Source organism: Psychroflexus sp. MBR-150 (assembly GCF_053628795.1).
Window position 1 is genome coordinate 18995 of sequence record NZ_JBRJHB010000012.1, and the last position, 22773, is coordinate 41767.

A 22773-nucleotide genomic window follows, 5' to 3' on the forward strand; every position below is an offset into this window, starting at 1 on the left:
GTTTAGATTTAAATTGTAAATTTAATTAATTTTTAAACTTAAAAAAATCTAATGCAAAAAGGCTTGGTTTTAGTTGCACCGCTCAATTGGGGTTTAGGTCATGCTACACGTTGTATTCCTATCATCAAAGCACTTCAGGTTGATGGGTATAAACCCGTTTTAGCTTCAGATGGTGCGGCACTAAGCTTGCTCAAAGAAGAATTTCCAGATTTGGAATGGTATGAGTTGCCTTCGTTAAAAATCAAATATGCTAAACGTGGTTTTTGGTTTAAGTTTAAAATTATCATTCAGCTCCTTAAACTTATCAAATGCATCAGAAAAGAACGGCATTTTATCAAAAACTTATCTCAACAAATTGAGATAGAAGGCATCATTGCTGATAATCGGTTAGGTTTATATCATTCTAAAATTCCTTCAGTTGTTATTTCACATCAACTTCGCGTATTTTCTGGCAGTTCTACTTGGTTAACATCTAAACTGCATCAATTTTATATTAAAAAATACGATGAATGTTGGGTGCCAGATAAAGCTGAACGTCCTTATTTAAGTGGAAAATTAGGTCATCTCAAACACTCTAAACTGAACCTGAAATACATCGGTGTTTTGAGCCGGTTTGAATTGAGAAAAGAGCCTATCAAATACGATATTTTGATTTTGCTTTCTGGCCCAGAACCACAACGAAGTTTACTGGAAAAAAGGCTTTTAGAAGAATTAAAACACTACAAAGGAAAAGTTGTTTTGGTCAGAGGTTTGGTTGATGGGAAAGACAATATTTTAGAGGATTCAAAAATTAAAATTTATGATTATCTCACTGCAAAACCTTTAGAAACTATAATCTTACAGAGTAAAGTTGTCATTGCAAGATCGGGTTATACCACTTTGATGGATTTGGCTAAGCTTAATAAAAAAGCCCTTTTTATACCAACGCCAGGGCAATTTGAACAACAATATTTAGCCAAAAGACTTCAAAGACACCATATTGCACCTTACTGTCAGCAAGACAATTTTAAGTTGAGTCAGTTAGATAAAATTGATTTTTATAGTGGATTAAATGCTTCGATCTTCAGTAGAGATCTCAGCTTGATTGATGCTTTCAGCCTTTTTGAGGGTAAATGAAAATTCGCTACCTACGCCGTGGTCGCTTTCTACATAGATTTTTTCATCGTGGGCTTCAATAATGTGTTTGACAATTGAAAGGCCGAGTCCTGAACCGCCTTCGCTTCTTGAACCACTTTTGTCCACTCGATAAAAGCGTTCAAATAGCCTTGGCAGATGATCACTTTCTATCCCTTCTCCATTATCGGTTATTCTTACTAAAATTTTTTGAGTTGACAGATTTTCAATACTGACTTCTGTGGTTCCACCTTGTTTTCCGTATTTAATGGAGTTGACAATCAAATTTGTCAAAACTTGTTGAATGCGTTCTTGATCGGCTTTCACCATAAGAGGTTCATAAACTTTGTCAAAACTTAAATTGATTTCTTTTTTCTCGGCTTTCATCTCCAGAAGTTCAAAAACATTTTTAATAACTTCAATGATATCAAATTCTTCTTCGTAAAGGTGCAGGTCACCTGTTTCGAGTTTTGTAATCATATCTAAATCATTGACGATGTAGATCAAACGATCAACGCCTTTACTGGCACGTTTGAGGTATTTTTTTCTGACTTTTTTGTCTTTTAAAGCACCGTCAAGTAGGGTTAAAATATAGCCTTGAACGGTAAACAGTGGCGTTTTAAGTTCGTGAGATACATTGCCCATAAATTCTTTTCGATAGTTTTCACGAACTTTAAGACTTTCAATTTCTATTTTTTTGTCTTGAGCAAATTTTTCAACTTCCTTGGTCAAAGTTGCCATATCTGTAGTAACGCGTTGTTCTTGAAGTGAAGAGGCATCCAGTAAAGTTACGGAGTCATAAACGGCTTTTACGCGTTTGTAAATAAAATGCTCTATGCGCAATTGTATGACCAAAAAAGCCAATACATAAGCAACTATGGCAAAAATTAAAACACTCAGCCATAAGATATCAAAAAAGAAATATTCAATGAGTAATAGAGTTAAACTTAAAAATAGAGTGATATAAAGCGATGAAAAAAACGCAAATCTGTAAGATCGTTTAAATTGTTGTTCACCCATTTAGACTACAAACTTATACCCGACGCCTTTAATGGTTTTAAACGATTTATCGCCGAGTTTTTCGCGTAACTTTCTGATATGCACATCAATAGTTCTGCCACCAACCACCACTTCGTTGCCCCAAACACTATCGAGAATATCTTCTCGTTTAAAGACTTTGCCAGGTTCTGAGGTCAACAAAGATAAGAGTTCAAATTCTTTTCGGGGCAAAGGCATTTCGGTTTTATCTTTTATGACTTTGTATTCGTCTTTATTGATGGTGATATTGCCGACTTTATAGATTTGTTTTTCTTTTTTATCAGATCTAAAACGGCGTAATAAAGCTTTGACTTTACTGATTAACACCTTGGGTTTTATAGGCTTGGTAATATAATCGTCTGCACCCGCTTCAAAACCTGCTACCATTGAATAATCTTCGCCCCTTGCGGTTAAAAATGCGATAACTGTATCTTCTAAGGATTTAATTTTTCTAATCTGCTCACAAGCTTCAATACCATCCATTTCAGGCATCATCACATCGAGAATAATGAGTTGAGGTTTAACTTTTTTAGCCAGCTTTACGGCTTTAGCCCCATTATCAGCAGTTTCAACCTTATAACCTTCATTAGATAAATTGTAACTGAGTATTTCTAAAATATCAGGTTCATCATCTACAATGAGAATGCTAATGTTCTTTTTTTTCATGATTAAGAAATTTACATAGCAAATTTATGCATTAAATTAATATCAATGTTAAAACTAGTTTATCAATCAAAAAACAAAAACGCCTTTTTGTTAACTTATAATACACTCAATGTAAATTTTATGTAAATTTTTATATTTTTATATATTTATTAAAACGCACATTTACAGTGTTTTAACTAATTCACTTGTTCGAGTTGCTTAAAGATTATTTAACATAACATAATTTCATAATAATATACAATTAAACATTTACAGTTGTTGAATTGCTTTATTTGCATCAAAATAATTCTGAATGAGAAAGTTTTCACTGTTATGTTTGATTGGATTATTGAGCTTACAAGTATTGGCTCAAGAAACTACAGGAAACATCGTAGGTAAAATTACAGATAAAGAGTTCAATAACGAACCCTTGCCATTTGCTAATGTTGTTCTTAAAGGTTCAAATAAAGGGACTACAACAGATGCTGATGGACTTTACAATATTGGTAATCTTCAACCAGGAAAATATACCGTAGAATTTTCATACGTTGGTTATGAAACCATTACAGTTGAAAATGTAGAAGTTGTGGCAGGCAAAGTAACAGAAGTAAATACTGCAATGGGAGCTACTGCAGCAACTTTAGATGAAGTTGTAATCACAACAGTAGCTAGGCAAGATTCTGAAGTGGCTTTATTATTAGATCAAAAAGGAGCAATCAATATTAAAGAAAGTATCGGTTCAATTGAATTATCAAAAATGGGGATTTCTAGTGTAGCAGTCGCTACAACAAAAATTTCGGGAGTTTCTAATTCTGAGGGTTCTGGAGATATTTTTATTCGAGGCTTAGGTGATAGGTATTTGGTTACAACTATGAATGGATTGCCAATTCCATCTGATGATGTGGAAAGGAAAAATATAGATTTAGACCTTTTCCCAACAAGAGTTGTATCTAATATTTCTATAAGTAAAGCTTATACTTCAAATCTTTATGGTGATCAAGCATCTGGTAATATTGATATTTCTTCTAGAGAGTTAGTAGGTAATGAAGAGTATTCTATAGGGTTTAAGACTGGAGTTAACACAAAAGCAATTGATGCCGACAACTTCTTTATTGGTGCTTACGAAGACGAAGTGACATTGGGTTTTCACAGTGAAGATTTCACTAATCTTCAAGCCATCACACAACAAACTTGGAATACGTCAACAGAAGATGCACCTATCAACTCTAGCTATGACTTCACACTTGGTAAAAAATTTGGGGATAACTTCAGAACTTTATTAACGGTATCTCAGAAAAATGACTTTGAATACAGAGAAGGAACCTTTCAGGAGTATGACAACAATAACTTTAGAGATAAGTTTACTGATGTAAATGAGTTCAAAAAAACCGTGACTACTTCAGCACTTCTTGATTTACGCTACAGTTATAATGAAAACGATGACATCAAATTCACAAGTTTGTTTATCAACAAGCTTCAAGGGAATGTATTTGAATCAGGTAGAAATGGTGAAGGTGTTGTTTTTGATGAGGTTGACCCTAACTCTAGTCTTTCTCAATTTATAAGAGACCAAAATTTAAGAAAAACTCAACTTTGGATTAATCAACTTATAGGAGAAAATAATTTTGGGAATCACAAAATTGATTGGGCAGTTGGTTATAACATTGTAACTGCAGACGAACCCAACAGAATTAGAAATGAAATCAACTTTGATGACAACACAATAGAGCTTGGAAGAACTGGTGGTTTTCAGCAAAGAAAAAGTGGTCAATTTATTGATGACGATGAAATAAATGCAAGAATAAATGACTCATTTAAAATAACCAATATAGACGAAGTAGATAATGAAAATGGGCTACGACTTGATATTGGCGGTAATTATAGACATAAAAAAAGAGACTTCCTATCGCAGTTTATTGGAGTTCAAGAAACAAACCTAAATAATGTAAACCCAACATCATTGGATGATCTCTCTGCTGTTTTTATTCCAGCAAATTTTGAAAACAATCTTTTAACTATTTTAGACAGAACACCAGACATATACGATGGAACACTAGACGCATATGCAGGTTATATGATTGGAAATTATAAATTGAATAAATGGAACTTCAATTTAGGTCTAAGATATGAGGTTGACGAAATAGAAACAAATTGGGATGTAAACAACTACCCTGGCAGAACAGGAACTGCAACGAAAGACTACGATAACTTCTTACCAAGTGTGAATATTAAATACGAGTTAAACGAAAGAAATAATTTAAGACTTTCTGCAAGTAAAACCATTACTCTTCCTGAATTTAAAGAAATTGCACCTTTTCAATATGTTGACCCAAGAGGTCAAGTCACTCAAGGGAATCCTGAAGTTGAAGCAAGTGAAAACTATAACTTAGACTTAAAATGGGAAATGTTTCCGACAAAAGGTCAATTGATTTCTTTAACTGGATTTTATAAACAAATCAATGATCCTATCAACCGTGTATTAGAGCGAGGAGCAGCAGGTATTTTTTCATACTTTAACTCAGGTGATCAAGCTGAAATATATGGTTTAGAAATTGATACAAAACTAGATGTTATTGGTAAAAACAAAGATTTAGGTTACGCTTTAAAGCTTAACTTTAACGCAACTAGAATGTGGCACGAACAAGATCTTAAAGAAGTTTATGGAGATGTTAATGGCGAAAGGCGTCTTTTAAGAACATTTAGATATAATGGTAAAACTAAAACTGATTTACAAGGTGCTTCGGATTGGATTTTTAACTTAAATACAACATTTGAAACGACTAATGAAAATCCACTTATAGCCAATATTTCTGCAAACTTTGCTTCTGATAAAATATACTCATTAGGTAACCCAGAAAATCAAGTCAGTCCTGATGAATATTTTAATGAAGAAATTGTAGAACAAGGTTTCGTAATTCTCAATGCTATTGTGATAAAAGACATCAATGAAAATTTAAGTTTACAACTCTCTGGGAAAAATTTATTAAATCCAGAAATTGAACAAACACAAATCATAAGACCTCTTAACACTGGTATTGCAAGAAAAGAAGTCGTTAGATCTTACAAAAAAGGTGCTCAAATCTCTTTTGGTATAAATTATAAATTTTGATAAACAGTAAATAACAATTAAATTAATTTAAACATGAAAACAACAATTAAATCTTTTGCTTACTTGCTTACGCTTTTAGCATTTACCTTTATGGTAACAAGCTGTAGCAGTGATGATGACAATGGCACAACAAATCCGCCAATAGAAGGGGAAGATACCGAGTTAGGTGGCGATTTTGTCACTGAAAACTTAACTCTAGATGCGACATTAGATTATACTTTAAATGGTATTTTAACAGTTGAATCTGGAGCAACCTTAACTATTCCTGCTGGAACAAGTATAACAACTGGTACAGGAACAAATGTTTACATCGTAGTCCAAAAAGGTGCTGACATCGTAATTAACGGTACAGAATCTAATCCAGTAGTTATGAAACCTGGGGGAACTGGTGTTTGGGGTGGTTTAGTCATTGCGGGTAATGCAACTACTACCGAAGGTGTTGATGCTGTTGCAGAAGTTGGAGGTATCCTATATGGTGGTACTGATGACAATGATAGTTCAGGCTCTATCAGCTATTTATTGTTAAGCCAAACAGGGGCTCAAATCAATCCAGAATCTCAATTTAATGGCTTAACACTCTATGCTGTTGGTTCAGGAACTACGCTAGAAAATATTGCTGTATTAGGTGGTCAAGACGATGGTGTTGAGTTCTTTGGTGGCTCTGCTAATGTGACTAATTTTTATGCAGAAAATCTTCAAGATGATGCTGTAGATTGGACTGAAGGCTGGAATGGAACTTTAGAAAATGCTTATATTCTTCATACTGATGCTAACTTTTCTACTGCAGTTGAAGCAGACGGTCAAAATGGTAACCCAACACTTCAAAACTTAACAGCGGTTTCTACTGTTGGTGGTACTGCTTTACAATTTAAAGCTCAATCTGGAGCTACAATCAATAATATTTCTCTTTCAGGCTATGAGACATCAGTTGATATGAGAGATGATGGTCCATTAGCTAATGTTCAAATTGATGGGGCTGATGCAGATCCTGCTATGGGTTATACTGGACCCGCTACGGTTGACATAAACATGTTTGACTGGGCAACTGGAAATAGTGGAAATCAATCAGAAATACTTTCTGGTAGCATTACAGGTGATGTTAGCTTAGATGCTGCTGTAAATTATCAATTACCTGGTATTTTAAGCGTTGAGGATGGAGCAACTTTAACTATCCCAGCAGGTACTAATATCACAACAGGAACTGGTACAGATGTTTATTTAGTCGTTCAAAAAGGTGGCACTATAAACATAAATGGAACTGAAGCTAACCCAGTAGTTATGGAACCAGGTGTAGATGGCGTTTGGGGTGGCTTAGTTATTGCTGGTAAGGCTATAACTACTGAAGGTATAGATGCTGTCGCTGAAGTTGGTGGTATCCTTTACGGTGGTACTGATGCTGCAGACAATTCAGGTTCTATTAATTACCTTATATTGAAAGATACTGGTGCTCAAATTAATCCAGAATCTCAATTTAATGGCTTAACACTCTATGCTGTTGGTTCAGGAACTACACTAGAAAATATTGCTGTATTAGGTGGTCAAGACGATGGTGTTGAATTCTTTGGTGGCTCTGCTAATGTGACTAACTTCTATACAGAAAATATGGAAGACGATGCTGTAGATTGGACTGAAGGCTGGGACGGTACTTTAACTAATGCTTATATTCTGCATACTGATGCTAACTTTTCTACTGCAGTTGAAGCAGATGGTCAAAATGGTAACCCAACCCTCCAAAATTTAACAGCAGTTTCTACTGTTGGTGGTACTGCTTTACAATTTAAAGCTCAATCTGGGGCTACAATTAATAACATTTCTCTTTCAGGCTATGAGACATCAGTTGATATGAGAGATAATGGTCCATTAGCTAATGTTCAAATTGATGGGGCTGATGCAGATCCTGCTCTTGGTTATACTGGACCTGCAACAGTTGACGTAACCATGTTTGAATGGGCAACTGGAGATGATAGTAGTGTAACAGAAGTGCTTTCTGGTAACATTTCTGGAAACAAAACCCTAGATGCTAATGTAAATTATCAATTACCTGGTATTTTAAGCGTCGAGGATGGAGCAACTTTAACTATCCCAGCAGGTACTAATATCACAACTGGAACTGGTACAGATGTTTATTTAGTCGTTCAAAAAGGTGGAACTATTAATATAAATGGAACTGAAACTAACCCAGTGGTTATGGAACCAGGCGTTAGTGGCGTTTGGGGTGGCTTAGTTATTGCTGGTAAGGCTATAACTACTGAAGGCATAGATGCTGTCGCTGAAGTTGGTGGTATCCTTTACGGTGGTACTGATGCTACAGACAATTCAGGTTCTATTAACTATTTAGTATTGAAAAATACTGGTGCCCAAATTAATCCAGAATCTCAATTTAATGGCTTAACACTCTATGCTGTTGGCTCAGGAACTACACTAGAAAATATTGCTGTATTAGGTGGTCAAGACGATGGTGTTGAGTTCTTTGGTGGCTCTGCTAATGTGACTAACTTTTATGCTTTAAATATGGAAGACGATGCTGTAGATTGGACTGAAGGCTGGGATGGTGTATTAACTAATACATTTGTTAAGCACACAGACACTAACTTTTCAACTGCATTAGAAGCAGATGGCTTCAACAACAATCCAACAATCAATAACTTTGCTGCTGAAAATACTAATAATTCAGGTACAGCATTGCAATTTAAAGCTTCTTCAGGAGCTACATTTAATGGTTTATCATTAACAGGCTATAACACTATTATCGATATGAGAGATAATGGTCCATTGTCTAACGTCCAAATAGACGGAGCTGATGGTGACCCTAATGCTACTTACGATACTGCTACAGTTACAGAAGCTGACTTTAGTTGGGCAACTAACTAATTATAATTAAATATTTTGTTCTCAAAAGGCTACGGAAACGTAGCCTTTTTTTCATTTTTAGGAAAATGTTAATACAAAACACATTTCCTTTAATAAATCTTATATTTGCATTTAATCTAAATAAGTTTTAATTATGATTAAAGTAAGTAACCAAGCCAAATCAAGGCTCGTCAGTCTGATGACTGAAGAAGGCTTTGATCCCAAAGTTCATTTTGTGCGGGTTGGCGTAAAAAGCGGTGGTTGCTCAGGCTTATCATACGAATTAAAGTTTGACAAAAACCACCAAGACAACGATAAAATTTTTGAAGATAACGACATAAAAATTGCTGTCAACAAAAGCAGTTTTCTTTACCTTGCCGGTACCACTTTAGAATTTTCTGGTGGTTTAAATGGCAAAGGATTTGTATTTCACAACCCCAATGCACAACGAACTTGCGGATGTGGTGAAAGCTTTAGCCTATAAGTGGGTAGTAGATAGTTGGTAGTTAGTAGAATACTACAAGCTAATCCACTCAATATAACTACCCTCTAATTACTAATGACTAAAAACTATTAAAAATGGCTTATACTGAACAACAACTTGAAAAAGACCTGAAAAACAAAGAATACGAATATGGTTTTTATACCGATATTGATTCAGATACTTTACCTCCAGGTTTGAATGAAGATATCGTTATTGCCATTTCTAAAAAGAAAGAAGAACCCGATTGGATGACCCAATGGCGTCTTGAAGCTTATCGCCATTGGAAAACTATGACAGAACCTAACTGGGCAAATGTCGGTTATGAAAAACCTGATTATCAAAACATTTCTTATTATTCGGCCCCAAACAAAAAACCAAAATACGAAAGCCTTGACGAAGTTGATCCTGAATTGTTAGATACATTCAAAAAATTAGGCATTTCAATTGATGAACAAAAAAAACTGGCTGGAGTTGCTGTTGATGTGGTCATGGACTCAGTTTCTGTAACCACAACTTTTAAAAAAACATTAGCTGAAAAAGGCATCATCTTTTGTTCCATTTCTGAAGCCATAAAAGAACATCCTGAGTTAGTTAAAAAATATATAGGAACGGTTGTGCCACATAAAGATAATTTTTTTGCAGCTTTAAATTCTGCTGTGTTTAGCGATGGTTCATTTTGCTATATTCCAAAAGGCGTAAGATGCCCGATGGAATTGTCAACCTATTTTAGAATCAATCAAGCTGGCACTGGCCAATTTGAAAGAACTTTGGTTATTGCTGAAGAGTCCAGTTATGTCAGTTACCTTGAAGGCTGCACTGCACCAATGCGTGATGAAAATCAATTGCATGCTGCTGTAGTAGAGTTGATTGCTCTCGATAATGCTGAAATAAAATACAGCACCGTTCAAAATTGGTTTCCTGGCAACAAAGAAGGCAAAGGCGGTGTTTATAATTTTGTTACCAAACGTGGTCTATGCGAAAAAAATGCTAAAATTAGTTGGACACAAGTAGAAACAGGCTCTGCGGTAACTTGGAAATACCCGAGTTGTATTTTAAAAGGCGATAATTCTATTGGAGAATTTTACTCCATTGCCTTAACCAACAATTTTCAACAAGCGGATACCGGAACCAAAATGATTCATTTGGGCAACAATACCAAATCGACAATCATTTCTAAAGGTATTTCTGCGGGTCGTTCTCAAAATTCGTATCGCGGTTTGGTCAAAGTGAGTCCGCGTGCAAACAATGCAAGAAACTTTTCTCAATGTGATTCGCTGCTAATGGGCAATAAATGTGGTGCACATACTTTTCCTTATATAGAAGTGTCTAATAAAACGGCTCAAATTGAGCACGAAGCCACAACGAGCAAAATCGGTGAAGATCAAATTTTTTATTGCAATCAGCGTGGTATAGATACAGAAAAAGCCATTGCTCTGATTGTAAACGGTTTTAGCAGAGAAGTTTTAAATAAATTGCCAATGGAATTTGCCGTTGAAGCTCAAAAATTACTTGAAATCTCACTCGAAGGTTCAGTCGGATAATCTTAATCTTTATAAAATGAAAAACCTAAAATTATTATTTGTTGTCAGTTTAATTACGCTTAGCTTTCTATTTAGCTGCAAGTCTGATTCTAAAAACAAATCAGATGAAAATAATGCTAAAGAAATTGTTGAAAGCCAATTTAAAACCTATCACGGCGAATTTATCGATGTTGATACAGCTGCGGTTTTAAATGGTAATAGTTTTATTTATGGCGTCAAAATGGATGAGCAAGCCAAACGTTTAATCAAAAAAGTCGATGCCATCAAAAAAGATGATTATGATGTGATTAAAGTCATTGTAAAAGGTGAACTCCATCCTAATACAGAAGAAGGTTGGGATGAGATTTTAACCATCAAATCTATCGATAGCATTTATAAACCCGAACTTAAAAAAGAAACCAAAGTTGTTAAATTCAGCTCAAAACAAAACGAATAAATATGCTAAAAATACTTAATCTACACGCTGAAGTCGAAGGAGAAAAAATTCTCAAAGGGATCAATTTAGAAATTAATCCAGGAGAAGTTCACGCCATTATGGGCCCAAATGGTTCTGGCAAAAGTACCTTAGCTTCAGTTATAGCAGGCAATGATGAATATGAAGTTACAGAAGGAGAAATTTTATTCGACAAATCTAACATCTCTGAACTTTCAGCTGACGAACGTGCTCACAAAGGTATATTTTTGTCGTTTCAATATCCTGTTGAAATACCTGGCGTTTCGGTAACCAATTTTATCAAAACCGCTATCAATCAAATCAGAAAAGCTCAAGGTTTAAAAGATATGCCAGCTAATGAAATGCTGAAAAAAATCAGAGAAAAGTCGGCTATGCTAAATATGGATAGAAAATTTTTATCGCGTTCACTCAACGAAAGTTTTTCAGGTGGTGAAAAAAAACGAAACGAAATCTTTCAAATGGCTATGCTTGAACCTAAATTAGCTATTCTCGATGAAACTGATTCGGGTCTTGATATCGACGCTCTAAAACTTGTTGCCGACGGTGTCAATAAGCTGAGAACCAAAGATAACGCAACTTTAGTGATTACTCACTATCAGCGTCTTTTAGACTATATCATTCCCGATGTGGTTCACGTGTTAGTCGATGGAAAAATTATCAAATCTGGCGATAAAGAATTGGCTAAAGAACTTGAAGTCCGTGGCTACGACTGGCTTAAAGAAGAACAAATAGCTTAAAGTTTTATGGTTTCTAATTTAAAGTTTAAAATTATGGCGAAAATTATTCATTTTGAACATCTCATTAAAAGACCATAAAGGCAATAAATTTAAACAATTGTAATAACAAACAACCAAAAACCAGAAACGAGTCAAAGATCCCGAGAGCTTAAGCGATTCGGGAAAACCAGAAACGAGAAATACAAAACTTGAAACATTTTTAAAAATGAAACTTAAAGAAAAATTACTATCTTCTTATTTGGCTTTTGAAGAAAATATCGATTTGGAAAACGATATTCACAATATAAGAAATGAAGCGATAAAATTTTTTGAGCATTCTGGTTTTCCTCATAAAAAACAAGAAGCTTGGAAATACACTTCGCTAAATTCTATCTTGAAAGAAGACTACAGTATTTTTCCTAAAAAGGAAGAAACCATTGAATATCGCGATATCAAAAAATATTGCGTCCACGATATCGACACCTACCAAATTGTATTTATCGATGGGATTTATGCTTCACATTTATCGCAAACCACACACGACAAATTTGATGCGTGTTTGATGTCTTCAGCACTTAATAAAGCCAAGTATAAGTCTATTATCAAAAAATATTTTAACAAAGTTGCACCACAAGAAAGTTTGACAGCTCTCAATACGGCTTTTTCTCATGAAGGTGCATACATCAAAATTCCAAAAGACATTATTGCCGAAAAACCTATTCAGATTTTAAACTTTTCTACAGGCAATGAACACGCTTTAATGGTTCAACCGCGCAATTTGATTATAGCTGAAGACAACGCTCAAGTACAAATTATAGAACGCCATCAAAGTTTGACCGACAATGCGGTTTTAACCAATTCAGTAACTGAAATATTTGCAGGCAAAAATGCCAATATAGATTATTACAAAATTCAAAATGATAAAATCACTTCTTCTTTGATTGATAATACTTTTATCAGTCAAGACCGTGATTCTGAAGTGTCTATGCATACGTTTTCTTTTGGAGGAAAATTGACTCGAAATAACTTAAACTTTTATCAAAACGGTAGCAATATCAACTCTATTTTAAAAGGAGTCACTATCATTGAAGGCAAACAACACGTCGATCACAACACTTTAGTGCATCACAGAAAACCACATAGCGAAAGCCATCAAGACTATAAAGGTATTTTTGCTGAAAAATCCACAGGGGTTTTTAACGGTAAGGTTTTAGTTGATAAAATTGCTCAAAAAACCGATGCTTATCAAAGCAACAACAATATTTTAATCGATGATCAAGCAACTATAAACTCAAAACCTCAACTCGAGATTTTTGCAGATGATGTCAAATGTAGCCACGGTTGTACCGTTGGACAGTTAGACAAAGAAGCTTTATTTTATATGAAAACCCGTGGTATTCCTCATAAAGAAGCACGTGCATTGCTGATGTTTGCTTTTGCCAATAATGTGTTGAACAGTGTAAAAATACCTGAAATCAAAAAACGCATTACTGGGCAAATCGCTTCAAAAATTGGCGTTCAACTTGGATTTGATTTATAAAATTTAATAACTATGAAGGTTGCAGAACAATTTGATGTAGAAAAAATAAGACAAGACTTCCCGATACTCAACAGGAAAGTTAACGGAAATCCTTTGGTATATTTTGACAATGCTGCAACTTCTCAAACGCCCCAACAAGTTATAGATTGCATTGTAGATTATTATCAAAACTACAACGCCAATATTCATCGTGGCGTTCATGCTTTATCTCAAGAAGCTACAGAAGCTTATGAAAATGCCAGAATCACAATTCAAAAGCATTTTAATGCCAAAGAAGCCAAAGAAATTATTCTAACTTCAGGGACAACCCATAGTATAAATTTGGTTGCCAGTGGTTTTGAAAAATTTTTAAACCCAGATGATGAAATTTTAGTCTCAGGTTTAGAACACCATTCCAATATTGTGCCTTGGCAAATGTTGTGTGAAAAAACTGGAGCTCAGCTCAAAGTTTTACCTATGACAAGAGATGGCATTCTGAATCTTAGCCAATTTGAAGTTATGCTCAATAGCAAAACCAAGTTGGTTACAATCAATCACGTTTCAAATGCACTTGGCACTATCAATCCCATTCAAGAGATTATTGAAAAAGCTCACGAAGTCGGTGCAAAAGTCTTAGTCGATGGAGCACAAGCGGCTCCACATATCAAAGCTGATGTTCAAGCTTTAGACGCCGATTTTTATGCTTGTTCGGCACATAAAATTTGTGGCCCAACGGGCATTGGTATGTTGTATGGCAAAAGAGAATTATTAGAAACCCTACCGCCTTATCAAGGTGGTGGCGAAATGATAGATCAAGTCAGTTTTGAAAAAACCACTTATGCTGATTTACCTAATAAATTTGAAGCTGGCACACCCAATATTTGCGGTGGAATAGCTTTTGGCAGAGCTTTAGATTATATGAATGAAATAGGTTTTGAAAATATTCAAGCTTATGAACACGAACTTCTACTTTATGCCACAAAACGCTTAGAAGAGTTTGATAATATCATTATTTACGGCACAACTCCTGAGCAAAAAACAGCGGTGATTTCTTTTAATTTTGAAGGTCTTCACCCTTATGATGTTGGCACCTTGGTCGATAAAATGGGAATTGCAGTAAGAACAGGACATCATTGTGCACAACCGATCATGGACTTTTTTAAAATTCCTGGCACGATTAGAGCCTCATTTTCATTTTACAACACTAAAGCTGAAATCGATTTGATGACTGAAGCCTTACAAAAAGCAAATTCGATGTTACTATGAAACCAATAATCCTTACTTTATTGCTGATTTTTATGTCTTGCAAAACAGTTTCAAATAAAATTAACCAAAATTTTCCTTCTGGAACATATAAAATTGTTACCTTAAATGCTGATAAATTTAATCCTGAAAAAAATTATTTCGTAAATATTAATTCAGAAGAAAAACGACTCGGCGGAAAATTTGATTGTAACAATTACACAGTGGAATATGAAAAAGAAAAAAACAGCATTAATTTTGGTTATGCCATTTCTACAAAAATGTATTGTGAAGGAAAAATGCATAATGAAAATGCTTTTTTTGGAAAACTCAATGCCATTAAAACCTTTAGTTATCAAAACAAAACTTTAAAGTTATTTAGCGAAGAAAATGATTTAATTGTAGAATTAAAATATGTGAAAGATGAGTAATATTCAACAAATACAAGAAGAAATTGTCGATGAGTTTGCAATGTTTGACGATTGGATGCAACGCTATGAATATATGATAGAGCTCGGCAAATCTCTACCGTTGATAGATGACCAATACAAAACTGACGACTATACCATCAAAGGTTGTCAATCTAAAGTTTGGGTACATGCCGATATGGAAGATGATAAAGTGGTTTTTACCGCAGACAGCGATGCCATCATCACCAAAGGGATTATTGCGATATTAATTCGTGTCTTTTCAAATCAAAAACCTAAAGACATTATTGAAGCCAATACTGATTTTATTGATAAGATTGGATTAAAAGAACACCTCTCACCAACCCGAGCCAATGGTTTGGTGAGCATGATTAAACAGCTGAAAATGTATGCCTTAGCATACGAAAACAAACAACCTCAAAACTAAAATATCATGGCAGATGATACCGTCAATACAGAAAAATTAGGCGATGAAATCGTCAGAGTGATTAAAACCATTTACGACCCTGAAATCCCAGTTGATATATACGAATTGGGTTTAATTTACGATGTGTTTGTCAATGAAGATAATAATGTAAGAATTATCATGACTTTAACCTCACCTAATTGTCCAGTAGCAGAATCTTTACCTCAAGAAGTTCAGGAAAAAGTGAAGTCTATTGATATGGTCAATGATGTAGAAATTGAATTGACCTTTGACCCACCGTGGTCTCAAGACATTATGAGTGAAGAAGCCAAGTTAGAACTTGGAATGTTATAAACAAATATTCATGCCAGAAGAAATCATCAATAGAGTTGCCAAAAGTCCGATAAAGACTTTTAATCTTGAAGCGCTTTATCAAGATGGGCAACGCTTTGAAATCGACTTGAGCCAATGGCTTGATGAAGGTTTTATACTCAAAGAAAAAGAATTTAGGCAAGCCCTCAAAAATCATGATTGGTCACAATATCAAAATGGCTTTATAGCCTTGAACTGCTCTACCGATGCCATAATTCCTGCTTGGGCTTATATGCTGGTTTCTACATATCTCCATCCTATTTCAAAAAAAGTTGTTGTGGGTCATATAGAAGATTTAAACAGCATTTTGTATGCAGAAGCCATTAAAGATTTAGACTTGACTGATTATAAAAATAAGCCTGTCATCGTCAAAGGCTGTAGCGATAAACCCGTTCCACAAACGGCTTATCTCCTATTAATTCAACGTTTACAACCTATCGTAAAAAACTTAATGTTTGGCGAAGCTTGTTCGGCAGTGCCATTGTATAAGCCCAAAAAATAGTTGGTCAATTTATTTAGCATCTTATATTTGCAAAAAAAATCAAATATGAAGAAGTTTTTACTTTTAGCAATTTTCCCAATTATCAGCTTTGCACAAAACGATTCAGTGCCAAAAATATGGAAAAACAAAGGCAATTTTTCTCTGCTTTTTAGCCAATCTGCTTTTAATAACGAATGGCAAAGTGGCGGAACTTCAAACTATGCTGCTAATGCCGTCATCAATTATGAAATTATATATTCAAAAGATAAATGGGAATGGGATACTAAATTATTAGCTGACTATGGTATCTCAAAAAACAAGGACCAAGAGTTTTTAAGAAAAACCAGCGACCGTCTCGAAATCAATTCGGTTTTGGGTCACCAAATCAATGAAAGCCATTGGTATTTTTCTGCTTTCGCTAATATCTTGACTCAGTTTGATCGTGGATATGAATATAGTGAAGACAACAACGGACAGGAAATCAGAACCTTAGAAACCAAATTTCTATCACCAGGTTTCTTTAAACTTGGTTTAGGTACGCTTTGGAAAAAAAGCGACAATCTTAAAGTGAATTTTGCTCCTGCAACCGTGAGATTTATTACTGCCGATGATAGATTTACTACTACACCAGGTTATGTTGATGGTGATTTTTATGGTTTAAATCAAGGCGAAACAATTAGAACAGAATTTGGGGCTTCAGTTGGGGCTTATGCTAAATTTCCTATTATGGAAAATATTACCTTAGAAAATATTTTAAACCTGTATTCAAACTATCTTGAAGATCCACAAAATGTAGATATCGACTATACTTTAAATCTCAATTTAACCGTCAACAAATACATCACCACCAATTTCACTTTCCAAGCCATTTATGACGACAATGCTATCGGTGCATTTCAAATTAGAGAAGTACTTGGTGTGGGTTTAAATTACAAGTTTAAGTAAATCTTTTATTTATATTCAACCAAATCCAAAACCTGAATATTTTCTTTTTCAATAACTTGGGCTATCATTTGATTGATGCTTTCTAACAAGGCTTCATCTTCTTTAGAGAAAGCATTAGCTGTATTAGAATCTATATCAATTTGACCGATATTTTGGTTGTTGACAAATATAGGCACTACAATTTCTGATTTGACATTAAGGCTACAAGCAATGTAGTTGCCTTGAGCATTGACATCATCAACCAAAAAAGTATTGTTGCTTTCAGCCACTTGACCGCAAATTCCTTTACCAAAAGGAATAACAATGTGATCTGTTGGTTCACCAGAAAATGGGCCTAAATGCAATGTTTTTTCAGAATGTTTAGCAAAATAAAACCCAACCCAATCGTACTTGTCTTTTTCATGGTTTAATAAATCAACAAGCTTTTGTAAACGTTCTACTAGATTGAGTTTAGTATCATCTAGTATTTTCTTTGATTTTGCTAGAACTTTAGAATTACTCATTTCAAAGAAATTTATTTTCAAAAGTATTTATTATAAGCTAATTGAGGTTGAAAAGTATTTATATAACTTTGTTAAAAATTTCATTAGAGTGAAAATTAAAGAAATAATAAAAAAAAACAAAGCGGTAATAAAGTTCTTATCAGTCTTTTTTGGGAGTTATATTGTTTTAGCTCTGATATATCAAGCTTATTTAAAATATTATCCTTCAGAGCAATTTTATCCTGATTATATAACTCATCAAGTCGCCCAGCAAAGCTATCATCTTATTGATATGCTTGGTTATGAAACTTATATAACAAAACATCCTAGAAAACCTTCCATGGTTTTGGCTGTCAATGATAAATATGTTGCCAGTGTTATAGAAGGATGTAACGGTGTAAGTGTTATTATTTTATTTTTGTCGTTTATTTTGGCATTCAGCAAGGGTTTAAAACAAACTTTGATTTACAGTATTCTAGGAATTTTATTGATTTATATTTTAAATTTAATTCGGATAGCTCTATTAACACTAGGTTTGTATTACTATCCACAGTATAGTAATTTCATGCACGAAGTGTTGTTTCCTCTTTTTATATACGGTGTCGTTTTTATGCTATGGATTTTATGGATTAGAAATTATAAAAAAACTTAAATGAAACACAAACTACTTTTCAAAATAGCTGTTATCGTTTTTGGAGCTTGTTGCTTGGCATTAATCAGATTTTACGAAACTTCATTATTTTATGACCCTTTAATTGATTTTTATAATGGTAGATTTCATTTAAAGCCTTTTCCAGAGCTAAAGTTTTGGGCTTACAATTTAAACCTAACTTTTAGATATCTGCTAAATACTTTAGTGTCTATTGGCATAATTTGGTATCTCTTTAAAAATAAAACATACATAAAATTTAGTGTTTTAATATACATTGCTGTCTTTATTATCGGTCTAATAACATTTTGGATTATAGCACATAATATTCAATCTAAAGATTTTATGCTGTTATTTTATATCAGGCGTTTTTTAATTCAACCGATTTTAGTTATCGTCTTAATTCCAGCCTTTTACTTTCAAAAACTCAACAAAAAAGGACACAAATAAAATCATTATCTGATACTTTCAAGCAATTTGTTTTGAATGAGTATAAGAATTTAAAATGAAGATAATCAAGTCTATTTTTCGTCTCTCATCTTGAGCTTTTATAATTTAAAAATTGTTTTGTAAAGTTTTCACTAACTTTAGCCGTTTAGCCTAATTATATTTATAATTTTGCCAAACATCAATTTAATTATGTCTCGACAAAAAATACTTGTTCTCCTAGTTTTAGTTTTCAGTTTATCTTATAGTTCAGCTCAAGAAAAAGCTTTTCAAGAAGGCGAATGGTTGAATTATAGAATCAAATACGGTTGGTTTAATGCCAGCAAAGCAACCTTAGAGGTAAAGCTCGACACCCTTGATGGCAAAAGTGTTTATCATATTAAAGGTTATGGCAAAACTACAGGTTTACTCGATATGTTTTTTAAAGTCAATGACCGCTATGAAACATATGTCGATACCCAAGATATTAAACCTTATAAATTTATAAGAAATCTTTACGAAGGTGGTTATACCAAAAACAAGATGATTCGCTTTGATCATGATCAAAACATAGCAACAGTTCACAACTATAAATACGACACTATTCAGAAACATAAATTTACAAAAAACACGCAAGACATGCTCTCTGCACTTTATTTTCTTCGAAATCAGGTTAAAAATGATGAGTTAAAAAAAGACGATGAGTTTAAATTGAATATGTTTTTTGACGAACAAAATTTTGATTTCAAAACAATATTTCTTGGCCGAGAAATTCTTGAAACCAAGTTCGGTAAAATAAAATGTCTCATATTTAGACCTTATGTTAAATCTGGACGCGTTTTTGAAGAACAAGAAAGCTTAACCATTTGGATTTCTGATGATAAAAACAAAATCCCTATTCAGGTTAAAGCTGACTTAGCTGTTGGATCACTTACCGCTAAATTGGATAATTTTAAAGGTCTGAAACATCCTTTTAAGATTATCATGTAAAATCAGAAAACACTTCTATTTTCTGAAAACACCTTATCTTTGCATTTTCAAATTTTTTATAAATGGCATTATCTGAACAAGAACGCGTAAGACGAGAAAAATTAGCTCAGCTTAAATCAAAAAACATAAATCCTTATCCAGCTCATCACGTTGATATTGATACTCATACCGATGACATCAAATCAAATTTTGTAGAAGGCAAAACCGTAAAAATTGCAGGGCGATTAATGTCGAGACGTATTCAAGGCAAAGCTTCTTTTGCCGAACTTCAAGATGCCAAAGGTCGTATTCAAGTTTATTTTAATCGCGATGAAATTTGCCCAAACGAAGATAAATCAAAATATAACGATACTTACAAAAAATTATTAGACATAGGTGATTTTATTCACATCACAGGTAAATTATTTAAAACCAAAGTCGGTGAAATGACCGTTATGGTCAAAGATTTTGAACTCTTAAGCAAAGCCTTAAAACCTTTGCCGCTTCCTAAAAAAGACAAAGAAGGAAACCAATACGATGGCTTTACGGACGAAGAACAACGCTATCGCCAACGCTATGCCGACCTTGTTGTGAATGCTCATGTTAAAGACGTTTTTGTCAAACGCACAAAACTCTTTACAGCGATGCGAGAATTTTTTAATGATAAAGGCTATTTAGAAGTTGAAACACCTATTTTGCAACCCATACCAGGTGGTGCTGCGGCTAAACCTTTTATCACACATCACAATGCTTTAGACATTCCTTTATATTTGAGAATTGCCAACGAATTGTACCTCAAACGCTTGATTGTCGGTGGATTTGATGGCGTATATGAGTTTTCTAAAAACTTCAGAAATGAAGGTATGGACAGAACACACAACCCAGAATTTACAGCCATGGAAATTTATGTGGCTTACAAAGACTACAACTGGATGATGCAGTTTACCGAGCAGCTATTAGAATACTGTGCAAAGGCTGTCAACAACACAACCAAAGCGACTTTTAAAGAACACCATATCGACTTTAAAGCACCTTATAAACGCGTTACGATGACAGATGCTATCAAAGAATATACAGGTCTTGATATCACAGGTAAATCTGAAGAAGAATTACGTCAAGCTTGTCAAGATTTAGATATCGAGATAGATGATAGTATGGGCAAAGGCAAATTGATTGATGAAATATTTGGTGAAAAATGCGAGTCGCATTTCATTCAACCAACTTTTGTTACCGATTACCCAAAGGAAATGAGTCCGTTATGTAAAACACATCGTGACAATCCAGAATTGACCGAAAGGTTTGAACTGATGGTTTGCGGAAAAGAAGTTGCCAATGCCTATTCTGAACTTAACGACCCAATTGAGCAGAGAGAACGTTTTGAAGAACAGCTCAAACTTGCTAAAAAAGGAGACGAAGAAGCCACAGAATTTATTGATTACGACTTCTTACGTGCCTTAGAATATGGGATGCCTCCAACTTCTGGACTTGGTATTGGAATGGATAGGCTTATCATGTTTTTAACCAACAATCCATCTATTCAAGAGGTGTTATTCTTCCCACAAATGAAACCCGAAAAGAAAAAAGTAGAGCTATCTGCCGAAGAAAAAACCATTGTTGAAATCTTGAAAAATTCTGAAATGATAGAACTGAATAAAGCAAAAACTAAAAGTGGTTTATCTAATAAAAAATGGGATAAAGCTTTAAAAAGTTTACGGGCTAAAGAATTAGCAAAAGTAGATAAAACAGATGAAGGCTTGTTTGTGATTGGACTCAGTTAACTGATCTCAGGTTGAGACAACTTCATTTAAAATTACTATCAAAATGAAGTACAAATTCAAACATTTATGACCGAAGGCAATTTTGTAGATTACGTAAAAATACACCTCAATTCTGGAAATGGTGGCAGAGGCTCTGCACATTTGCGTCGAGAAAAGTATATCCCAAAAGGCGGTCCAGATGGTGGTAATGGTGGTCGTGGTGGTCATGTCATTGTTAAAGCTAATAAAAACTTATGGACGCTTTTTCACCTTAAATTTAAACGCCACATTCGTGCTGAACACGGCGGTAATGGAGGAAAACAAACCAGCACTGGTGCTGATGGCCAAGATCAATATATTGAAGTTCCGCTCGGGACTGTGATTCGCGACACTGAAACCCAAAAAGTTATCAAAGAGTTGACTGAAGATGGGCAGGAATATATCGCCGCCAAAGGCGGTCAAGGTGGTTTAGGTAATACTTATTATAAAAGCTCTACCAACCAAACACCACGCTATGCCCAATCTGGCATGGAAGGCGAAGAAAAAGACATTACCTTAGAACTGAAAGTCTTGGCAGATGTCGGTTTGGTTGGATTTCCAAATGCAGGCAAATCTACTTTACTTTCGGTAATCACTGCCGCAAAACCCAAAATAGCCGATTATGAATTTACAACGCTCAAGCCCAATTTAGGCATCGTTAAATACAGAGAATTCAAAACTTTTGTGATTGCTGATATTCCTGGAATTATTGAAGGTGCCGCCGAAGGAAAAGGCCTCGGACATCGATTTTTAAGACATATTGAACGCAATTCTATTTTGCTGTTTTTAATTCCAGCCGATGCCAAAAATATCAAAAAAGAATACGATATTTTGCTCGATGAATTAAAACGCTACAACCCAGAATTGTTAGACAAAGACCGTTTAATTGCCATTTCCAAAAGCGATTTGCTCGATCAAGAATTGCAACAAGAATTAGACAGCGAATTGAAGCAATCTTTTAAAGATATTCCCTATTTGTTTATTTCTTCTGTGGCTCAACAAGGCTTGCAGGATTTAAAAGATAGACTTTGGGCAATGTTGAATTAGCTATTAGTTGGTAGTCGGTAGTTGGTAGTTTTCAGTGAGCAGTCAGCAGTTTTCAGTGAAC

22 protein-coding genes are annotated in these 22773 nt (G+C 34.3%); 19 read left to right on the forward strand and 3 right to left on the reverse strand.

The features are described 5' to 3' along the window. Nucleotides 1-51 precede the first annotated feature (51 nt). A complete protein-coding gene (locus tag ACSSV5_RS08020) occupies nt 52-1116 on the forward strand; it encodes a glycosyltransferase (protein WP_454245475.1) in 1065 nt (354 codons plus the stop codon). On the opposite strand, the gene ACSSV5_RS08025 is transcribed toward ACSSV5_RS08020, so the two are convergent. Continuing rightward, the gene (locus tag ACSSV5_RS08025) at nt 1048-2133 is read right to left on the reverse strand and encodes a sensor histidine kinase (RefSeq protein ID WP_454245476.1); all 1086 of its coding nucleotides are present in this window, start codon (nt 2131-2133) and stop codon (nt 1048-1050) included. The two genes, ACSSV5_RS08020 and ACSSV5_RS08025, sit on opposite strands and share 69 nt — an antisense overlap. After that, entirely contained in the window at nt 2134-2817 is a 684-nt protein-coding gene (locus ACSSV5_RS08030) for a response regulator transcription factor (protein ID WP_211064849.1), read from the reverse strand. 292 nt (nt 2818-3109) lie between these two features. On the opposite strand from ACSSV5_RS08030, the gene ACSSV5_RS08035 reads away from it, so the two are divergent. From ACSSV5_RS08035 to ACSSV5_RS08095, 13 genes are all read left to right on the forward strand, one after another. After that, the gene (locus ACSSV5_RS08035) at nt 3110-5905 is read left to right on the forward strand and encodes a TonB-dependent receptor domain-containing protein (RefSeq protein WP_454245477.1); all 2796 of its coding nucleotides are present in this window, start codon (nt 3110-3112) and stop codon (nt 5903-5905) included. 33 nt (nt 5906-5938) lie between these two features. After that, nucleotides 5939-8776 (forward strand): beta strand repeat-containing protein, encoded by a 2838-nt coding sequence (locus tag ACSSV5_RS08040; protein WP_454245478.1) that lies wholly within the window; start codon nt 5939-5941, stop codon nt 8774-8776. Nucleotides 8777-8909: 133 nt separating this feature from the next. Then, nucleotides 8910-9239: a HesB/IscA family protein gene (locus ACSSV5_RS08045; protein ID WP_211064847.1), complete on the forward strand. Its 330-nt coding sequence runs from the start codon at nt 8910-8912 to the stop codon at nt 9237-9239. A 95-nt stretch (nt 9240-9334) separates the two neighbouring features. Next, nucleotides 9335-10780: a Fe-S cluster assembly protein SufB gene (gene sufB, locus ACSSV5_RS08050; protein ID WP_454245479.1), complete on the forward strand. Its 1446-nt coding sequence runs from the start codon at nt 9335-9337 to the stop codon at nt 10778-10780. Nucleotides 10781-10796: 16 nt separating this feature from the next. Beyond that, nucleotides 10797-11216 carry a hypothetical protein gene (locus ACSSV5_RS08055; protein WP_454245480.1) on the forward strand — a complete coding sequence of 140 codons (420 nt, stop codon included), beginning with the start codon at nt 10797-10799 and terminating at the stop codon, nt 11214-11216. Between the two features lie 2 nt (nt 11217-11218). Next, complete coding sequence (gene sufC, locus ACSSV5_RS08060) at nt 11219-11971, forward strand: Fe-S cluster assembly ATPase SufC (protein ID WP_211064844.1); 753 nt, start codon at nt 11219-11221, stop codon at nt 11969-11971. A 205-nt stretch (nt 11972-12176) separates the two neighbouring features. Further along, a complete protein-coding gene (gene sufD / locus ACSSV5_RS08065) occupies nt 12177-13490 on the forward strand; it encodes a Fe-S cluster assembly protein SufD (RefSeq protein WP_211064843.1) in 1314 nt (437 codons plus the stop codon). A 12-nt stretch (nt 13491-13502) separates the two neighbouring features. Continuing rightward, nucleotides 13503-14735 (forward strand): aminotransferase class V-fold PLP-dependent enzyme, encoded by a 1233-nt coding sequence (locus tag ACSSV5_RS08070; RefSeq protein ID WP_454245481.1) that lies wholly within the window; start codon nt 13503-13505, stop codon nt 14733-14735. Then, nucleotides 14732-15142 (forward strand): META domain-containing protein, encoded by a 411-nt coding sequence (locus tag ACSSV5_RS08075; protein ID WP_211064841.1) that lies wholly within the window; start codon nt 14732-14734, stop codon nt 15140-15142. The genes ACSSV5_RS08070 and ACSSV5_RS08075 overlap by 4 nt, the downstream gene beginning before the upstream one ends. Continuing rightward, a complete protein-coding gene (locus ACSSV5_RS08080) occupies nt 15135-15566 on the forward strand; it encodes a SufE family protein (RefSeq protein WP_211064840.1) in 432 nt (143 codons plus the stop codon). Before ACSSV5_RS08075 ends, ACSSV5_RS08080 begins: the two co-directional genes overlap by 8 nt. A 6-nt stretch (nt 15567-15572) precedes the next feature. Continuing rightward, a complete protein-coding gene (locus tag ACSSV5_RS08085) occupies nt 15573-15899 on the forward strand; it encodes an SUF system Fe-S cluster assembly protein (RefSeq protein ID WP_211064839.1) in 327 nt (108 codons plus the stop codon). A gap of 10 nt (nt 15900-15909) precedes the next feature. Beyond that, nucleotides 15910-16419 (forward strand): DUF2480 family protein, encoded by a 510-nt coding sequence (locus ACSSV5_RS08090; RefSeq protein WP_211064838.1) that lies wholly within the window; start codon nt 15910-15912, stop codon nt 16417-16419. A gap of 45 nt (nt 16420-16464) precedes the next feature. Then, entirely contained in the window at nt 16465-17343 is an 879-nt protein-coding gene (locus tag ACSSV5_RS08095) for a DUF3078 domain-containing protein (protein ID WP_454245482.1), read from the forward strand. Nucleotides 17344-17348: 5 nt separating this feature from the next. Here the strand turns inward: ACSSV5_RS08095 and ACSSV5_RS08100 are convergent, their stop codons facing one another. Then, entirely contained in the window at nt 17349-17846 is a 498-nt protein-coding gene (locus ACSSV5_RS08100) for a GAF domain-containing protein (RefSeq protein WP_454245483.1), read from the reverse strand. Between the two features lie 88 nt (nt 17847-17934). On the opposite strand from ACSSV5_RS08100, the gene xrtF reads away from it, so the two are divergent. The 5 genes from xrtF to obgE all read left to right on the forward strand — a co-directional run bounded on the left by xrtF (nt 17935) and on the right by obgE (nt 22712). Next, nucleotides 17935-18477, forward strand: a complete 543-nt coding sequence (xrtF, locus tag ACSSV5_RS08105; RefSeq protein ID WP_247653473.1) for an exosortase family protein XrtF — start codon at nt 17935-17937, stop codon at nt 18475-18477. After that, a complete protein-coding gene (locus ACSSV5_RS08110) occupies nt 18478-18924 on the forward strand; it encodes an exosortase F system-associated membrane protein (protein WP_211064835.1) in 447 nt (148 codons plus the stop codon). 189 nt (nt 18925-19113) lie between these two features. Then, a complete protein-coding gene (locus tag ACSSV5_RS08115; RefSeq protein WP_454245484.1) occupies nt 19114-19890 on the forward strand; it encodes a DUF3108 domain-containing protein in 777 nt (258 codons plus the stop codon). 62 nt (nt 19891-19952) lie between these two features. Further along, the gene (gene lysS, locus ACSSV5_RS08120) at nt 19953-21647 is read left to right on the forward strand and encodes a lysine--tRNA ligase (RefSeq protein WP_454245485.1); all 1695 of its coding nucleotides are present in this window, start codon (nt 19953-19955) and stop codon (nt 21645-21647) included. Nucleotides 21648-21713: 66 nt separating this feature from the next. After that, entirely contained in the window at nt 21714-22712 is a 999-nt protein-coding gene (obgE, locus tag ACSSV5_RS08125; RefSeq protein ID WP_211064834.1) for a GTPase ObgE, read from the forward strand. Nucleotides 22713-22773: the final 61 nt, after the last annotated feature.